Source organism: Leifsonia sp. KNZ12-8B (genome assembly GCF_056755495.1).
Genome location: NZ_JBPGXM010000193.1, coordinates 1 through 4,933, shown reverse-complemented (window position 1 = coordinate 4,933; position 4,933 = coordinate 1). Strand labels below are relative to the sequence as shown.

The following is a 4,933-nucleotide window of genomic DNA, read 5'->3' as shown; positions in this document are numbered from 1 at the left end:
GGGCGGCGCCCGCCCGCCCCGGGGGGGGGGGCCGCCGCGCCCGGGGCGGCCCCGGGGGCGCGGGCCCGCGCCCGGGCGCCCCGAACGGCTCGTGGTGGTAGCCCTCGTCCGTGAGGATCGCGACCGTCGACTCCGGCACCTCCACGAACGCGCCGGGGACGTCGGTCAGCGGCTCGGACACGACGACCTTGGCCTTGTCGCCGAAGATCTCCAGGCGGTCCGCATCGGGATACATCTCGCGCAGGGCCGGGATCTCGACCGAGTGGAACAGGCTCCGTGTGCGATGGGCCGTGGAGTAGCGGAACGCCCACAGCGTCGCGCCGTCCGAGAGCGCGAGCGTCCCCTGCATCGGGAAGTGGACGCCCTTGGCCTCCCCGGTCTTCTCGAGGAAGCTCACGGCGCGCGCCATCCCACCGATCGGGTCCTCGCGCAGCCCCATCGTGATCGCCAGGTAGAACAGCACCTCGGAGTCGGTGGTGCCGTGGATGAGCGGGAACAGCGACTCGTCGACCGCGAGCATGAGGTCGCGCTTCATCAGCGAGAACCCGTCGAGGAAGCCGTTGTGCATGAACATCCAGTTCTCGTACCGGAACGGATGGCAGTTCGTCTGCTGGATCGGCGGCCCGGCCGCCGCGCGCACGTGGCCGAAGAAGAGCGGACTGGCGATGGAGTTCGTCAGCTCGCGCAGGTTCTCGTCGTGCCAGGCCGGCTCGATGCTGTGGAAGAGCGCAGGTACGCTGCCGGCCTTCGACTTCTCCGGGTACCACCCGAAGCCGAAGCCGTCGCCGTTCACCGTTTCGACGCCCAGCGGTGAGTTGAGGGACTGGGCGACCAGCGAGTGCTGGGCGTCCAGGATGAGGACGGCGGGCTTGAGGGGCTCCCCCGAGTACGCGAGCCAACGGCACATGACGACACCTCCAGGATCGAGTCGGCTCGACCATAGCGGCCGGGTGCCTCCCGCGGGAATGGGGCATCGGGACGCGGTCATCACGCGCGCCCCGCGGCGTCAAGCCCTTTCGGCACCCGGCCGCCGTCGGGTTGCATCGATGCCATGAAGACGCACGTGCGGTTCGTCCGGCTGGGGCTGGAGGTGATGGAGATCTCCGAGCGCGAGTGGCGCATCTCCGACACCTCGGTGATGTCCATCGGCGCGCCGCCGGTGCGGGGCTTCATCCGCGGCCTCGACGGGATGTTCGAGGTGACCGAGATCGGGCGGCCCGGCCGCAGGACCTACTTCCGCGACTTCGACGCCGCGCTGCGCGAGCTGCGGCGCTGACCGCTCCGCGGCGCCGCTCTCACCCGAGCGTCGGGCCGCGGTCGTCGAGCACCGGCACCACCACGACCGTGCGCGTCTGGTCGTGGGCGATCCTCGTCGCGACCGAACCGGCGAGCCAGGCCTCCATCGCGTGGCCGGGACCGCGGCGGCGGGTGCCGACGACGATCAGCCGCGCGTCCGCCTCCTCCGCGAGCCGCATGATGGCGTGGGGAGGGTCGCCGCCGAGCACGCGCAGGGTCCAGTCCGCATGCGCATCGGCGGCCACCCCGTCGATGGCGCGGGCGAGCCCGAGGGTGACCTGCCCGTCCTCCTCGTCGAGCGGTCCGGGATGGAGGGACGCGTCGTCGCGGACGGCGGCGCGGTCCCACTCGGTGAGGTAGCTGTCGGCGGTGACGTAGGCGCAGAGCAGCGGCCGGGCGAGCGCGGCGGCGAGCCGGGCGGCCTCCCGCAGCACCGGGAGCGGCTGGCCGGGACATACGCCCGCCAGCACGGGGCCGAGCGGTTCCGCCGGGTCTGCTGGCGCCTCCATGCGCTCATTGTGCGGCGTGCGCCGCCGCGGCACCAGGGTTCTTTGCGGACCCGTCCAGGGTTCGGCCAGAGTGAAATGTCACACTGGAGGGGCGCCGTGCCCGATCGGCGCCCGCCCGCACCCGATCCGTGGGCACTCTCCCCCGCACCCGATCCCCCATGTCTTCTTGATCTCTTCTGCCATTCGCAACGTCTCCCTGACCGCTCTCCTCATCGCCGCCGCCGTCCCCGCCGCGACCCTGCCCGCGCAGGCCGTGCCCGGTCCGGACGGCCGCATCCACGCCGCCGCCATGCCCGACGCGCGCTCGCCGCAGACCCTCGCGGTCGCCGAGCACGTCGAGACGACGCCGGTGGTGCGCGACGCGGTCTCCGTCACCTTCACCCCGCTCGTCCACTGGCCGGTGGGCGCCGGCGCGCGCATCAGCGACGACTTCGGGGCCCGCGTGGCGCCGACGGCCGGCGCCTCCACCAACCATCAGGGCGTCGACTTCGCGCCGGGGATGGGCGCACCCGTGCACGCGGCCGCCGGCGGAGTGGTGCGCGAGACCGTGCTCGCCGACGACGGCGGCTGCGGCGTCTCGGTCCGCATCGACCACCAACTGCAGGGCGAGAACGTCACGACGGTGTACTGCCACCTGGCCGAAGGCTCGGTGCTGGTCTCCCCCGGCCAGTCGGTCGAGACCGATCAGGTGGTCGCCGCGGTCGGCAACACCGGCGTGTCGACGGGCGCGCACCTCCACTTCGAGGTGCGGCCGGGTAACGGCGCCGCCATCGAGCCGCTGGGCTGGCTGCGCGCCCACGAGGCGGTCTGACCCGGCGAGCGCGCCTCAGGCCGGCGGCTGCGCGTTCCCGGCGATGTTCACCAGCCACTGCACGCCGTACCGGTCGACCAGCATCCCGAAGCTGTCGCCCCACGGCGCCTTCGCGAGCGGTTCGATGACGGTGCCGCCGTCGACCAGCCGCTCGTAGTAGCCGCTGAGCTGCGCCTCGTCGTCGCCGCTGAGCGAGATGGAGATCGAGGAGCCCTCGTTGAGGTCCATCCGGGCCGGGACATCGGCGGCCATGAGGGTGAAGCCGGTATCGGTCGTCAGCTGCGAGTGCATGATCTGGTCGGCCTCCGACGGGTCCTCGCTCATCTGGAACTCGGCGAAGGTGCTGCGCTGCACCGTCCCGCCGAACACCGACTGGTAGAAGTCCATCGCCTCCCGCGCCTGGCCGCGGAAGTTGAGGTAGGGGTTGAGGATCGAGGGCATGACGCGTTCTCCTTCGTGAGGTCCGATCGAGCCGTACGCGGCTCAGCGTAGCGAGCACCCCCGACCTGCACGAGGGTGCTGTGGCTCTCGATCGCCGCGCGCACCCGTCAGCGCAGGTACGCCGCCACGAACAGGTCGCCCCTGATCTCGCCGAGCCGGTCGACGATCCGCTGCACGAGGGTCGCGCTGACGCCGCCCGCGACGAGGTCGTAGGGGCCGATGGGCTGCAGCTTGCCGCAGCGCACGCGGATCACCTCCCAGCCGACCGCGCGCAGCAGGCGGTCCTTGGCGCGGTCCGACGCCTCCCGCGGGCCGACGTGTTCGAGTCCGTGGCGCCCGGTGGTGTCGTACTCGATGGCGACCCGGAGCTCGGGGATGAGGATGTCGGGCCACACCTCCAGGTGCGAGTGGAAGGGGCGAGCGGTGCGCACGGCGTTGCGGCCGAGGTCCACGTCGAGCCGTTCGGCGAGCCGCTGCTTGAGCTCGGGCTCGGCCGCGGAGGCGGGAGCCGGCGCCCACCGGCTGACGAACGCCTCTCCCGGCGCCACCGTGTCGGCCCCGCCGCGCGCGTGGCGGCAGGTCGGGCAGCGGCGGCCGCCGAGGATGCGCTCGACGGTCGCGCGGTACACGGGGTGCCCGGCCGGGCACTGCCAGGAGTAGGAGGCGGCCGTGCCGTTCTCGGCGGAGAGCGCGACGCGCGACCCCGGCGCGGCCATGCTCACGAGCTGCTCGCGGCTGAGCTCGGAGCGGTCGAGCCTGCGGCACAGGTAGCAGCGGTCGTCGTCCGGATCGGCCTCGATCCGCCGGGGGTCGCGCTCGTGCCCGCAGACGTGCACACCCGCGTCGGGCTGCGGGAGGTGGACCCGCTTCGGCACCGCCTGCTCCGTGCACGTCGGGCACCACGCCGAGCGCCGCCGCGCGCCGCCGGGCCGCGACCGCTGCTCCTCGGGGGTCGCGATGAAGCGGTGGCCGGCGTCGCACTCCCAGAGCAGGTACACGTCGGCGGCGGGCGGCACCTGGCTGAGCACGATGCCGTGGTTGAGGTCGGGATGGTACTGCCGGATCAGCGTCGGGTACCGCTCCCAGTCGGTGCGGTAGCTGCCGATGGCGTAGGGCACGTCGACGCCCTTCGACCACTGGCGGCGCGCCCACCACTGCTCGACGCTCTCGGGCACCGCGACCCTCCTCTCCGCGCCGCCAGGCTAGCGGCGACCTCCGACATCGGCCGGCCGTAGAACGAACGGTCAGAGCACGAACGGCACGAGCGCCTTCCGGTCCAGCGGGTAGTCCTCGAACGTCTCGCGGTACCAGCGGTGGTTGGCCAGCGCGCGCGGCGCGAGGTTGGCGATCGTGTAGAGGGCGAAGGAGGCGCCCGCGAGCGACCAGGTCGCCACCGCCCATCCCGTCCACTCGATCATCTCGCCGAGGTAGTTGGGGCTCGAGACGTAGCGGAAGGCGCCGCCGTGCGGGATGCGGTAGCCGCCGCCGGAGCGGCGCAGCCTCCGCAGCGTCCGGTCGGAGAGCACGTTCAGCGCGTAGCCGCCCGCGAACAGCACGACGCCGATCCAGAACCGCGGATCGGCGAGCCACGCGGCCGGGTAGTCGCCGTACTGCGAGACCCACCGCGCGTTCACCCACGCGTTGAGGAGGTTGAAGCCGATGGCGAGCAGCATCACGAGCACCGGCATCCGCGACCCCGATCGCATGAGGAACGGGTACACGAACGCCCGCTGCACGTAATGCGCCTGCCACAGCAGCAGGAACAGCAGCGGCACGAGGTCGCCGCGGTGCTCCCCCAGCAGATAGAAGGCGAGAAACAGCAGGGAGGCCGGCGCCTCCATCACGACCCACCCGACCCTGTCTCTTATACACATCT

The 4,933-nt window shown here is 72.5% G+C and carries 7 protein-coding genes; 2 read left to right on the top strand and 5 right to left on the bottom strand.

Going from position 1 to position 4,933, the window contains the following annotated elements; translation table 11 throughout:
• A partial coding sequence (locus tag ACR9ZG_RS17995; RefSeq protein WP_481286218.1) for a class II glutamine amidotransferase occupies window positions 1–907 on the bottom strand: 907 nt, incomplete at its 3' end.
• Between the two features lie 144 nt (window positions 908–1,051).
• Here ACR9ZG_RS17995 and ACR9ZG_RS17990 point away from each other — a divergent pair.
• Window positions 1,052–1,276 carry a hypothetical protein gene (locus tag ACR9ZG_RS17990; RefSeq protein WP_481286217.1) on the top strand — a complete coding sequence of 75 codons (225 nt, stop codon included), beginning with the start codon at window positions 1,052–1,054 and terminating at the stop codon, window positions 1,274–1,276.
• Between the two features lie 19 nt (window positions 1,277–1,295).
• On the opposite strand, the gene ACR9ZG_RS17985 is transcribed toward ACR9ZG_RS17990, so the two are convergent.
• Window positions 1,296–1,805 carry a universal stress protein gene (locus tag ACR9ZG_RS17985; protein ID WP_481286216.1) on the bottom strand — a complete coding sequence of 170 codons (510 nt, stop codon included), beginning with the start codon at window positions 1,803–1,805 and terminating at the stop codon, window positions 1,296–1,298.
• Window positions 1,806–1,971: 166 nt separating this feature from the next.
• Between ACR9ZG_RS17985 and ACR9ZG_RS17980 the strand changes: the two genes are divergently transcribed.
• Complete coding sequence (locus tag ACR9ZG_RS17980) at window positions 1,972–2,616, top strand: M23 family metallopeptidase (protein ID WP_481286215.1); 645 nt, start codon at window positions 1,972–1,974, stop codon at window positions 2,614–2,616.
• A gap of 15 nt (window positions 2,617–2,631) precedes the next feature.
• On the opposite strand, the gene ACR9ZG_RS17975 is transcribed toward ACR9ZG_RS17980, so the two are convergent.
• From ACR9ZG_RS17975 to ACR9ZG_RS17965, 3 genes are all read right to left on the bottom strand, one after another.
• Entirely contained in the window at window positions 2,632–3,057 is a 426-nt protein-coding gene (locus tag ACR9ZG_RS17975; protein WP_481286214.1) for a VOC family protein, read from the bottom strand.
• Between the two features lie 107 nt (window positions 3,058–3,164).
• On the bottom strand, window positions 3,165–4,232 hold the full coding sequence (locus ACR9ZG_RS17970; RefSeq protein ID WP_481286213.1) for a hypothetical protein: 1,068 nt from the start codon (window positions 4,230–4,232) through the stop codon (window positions 3,165–3,167).
• Between the two features lie 69 nt (window positions 4,233–4,301).
• Window positions 4,302–4,933, bottom strand: a 632-nt coding sequence (locus ACR9ZG_RS17965; protein WP_481286212.1) for a methyltransferase, incomplete at its 5' end; no start/stop codon positions are given.

Excerpts from the sequence above, each read along its gene's own strand:
- ACR9ZG_RS17990 (WP_481286217.1), top strand. The coding sequence starts at position 1,052 with ATGAAGACGCACGTGCGGTTCGTCCGGCTGGGGCTGGAGGTGATGGAG.
- ACR9ZG_RS17985 (WP_481286216.1), bottom strand. The coding sequence starts at position 1,805 with ATGGAGGCGCCAGCAGACCCGGCGGAACCGCTCGGCCCCGTGCTGGCG.
- ACR9ZG_RS17975 (WP_481286214.1), bottom strand. The coding sequence starts at position 3,057 with ATGCCCTCGATCCTCAACCCCTACCTCAACTTCCGCGGCCAGGCGCGG.